At 56.6% G+C, this 491-nt stretch carries 2 protein-coding genes; one reads left to right on the top strand and one right to left on the bottom strand.

Translation table 11 applies throughout. The features are described from left to right. Positions 1-35: 35 nt before the first annotated feature. Positions 36-332, top strand: a complete 297-nt coding sequence (locus tag ALO64_RS25965) for a hypothetical protein (protein ID WP_004666865.1) — start codon at positions 36-38, stop codon at positions 330-332. 18 nt (positions 333-350) lie between these two features. Here ALO64_RS25965 and ALO64_RS26350 read toward each other — a convergent pair. Next, on the bottom strand, positions 351-491 hold a 141-nt coding region (locus ALO64_RS26350; RefSeq protein ID WP_146088643.1), incomplete at its 5' end, for a helix-turn-helix domain-containing protein.

Below are 491 nucleotides of genomic sequence, written 5' to 3'. Positions count from 1 at the left end.
GGCCGCTGCACAGCCAAAGCACTAAGGGACATTCCATGAACGCAATTGCTACCCCTGTCATGGGGTTCATAACCTGTACTGAGCCGCTTCAGGCAAAAGGCAATGGGTATGACTATCCCATCCTGGTTCGGATTGAATTCGAGCGACAGCCAGATGATTCAGTCCAATTGATTTCCCGGGGAGGCCACACAGGAACACTGATCACAAATGCTAGAAGGGTGAATATCTCAAGCCACGACTGGGACAACCGCCCGTATGACCCCCTTGATAGCCTCGTCCTGAACCGGTGGGCTTTTTCAAAAGCGGGCTGGGTGCTTCGTGACGCTGAGTAGGCCAGTGCCTTTAACCGACTAACGTTGCGCCAGCTCGTCGCGGACCTTCATGACGGTCGTCGTTGAACACGCAGCGTGCCTCGCTACTGCGCGGATCCCGAGACCTGCAGCCAGCAGCTCACGCACTCGGTTACGCAGCTCTGCGTCTACGGGTCTGCC

The organism is Pseudomonas meliae, assembly GCF_001400515.1.
Classification (GTDB): Bacteria; Pseudomonadota; Gammaproteobacteria; order Pseudomonadales; family Pseudomonadaceae; genus Aquipseudomonas; species Aquipseudomonas amygdali.
This window is presented reverse-complemented; position numbering and strand designations above follow the sequence as displayed.

Bases quoted from the DNA above. Each gene is read 5' to 3' on its own strand.
- ALO64_RS25965 (WP_004666865.1), top strand. From the start codon at position 36: ATGAACGCAATTGCTACCCCTGTCATGGGGTTCATAACCTGTACTGAG.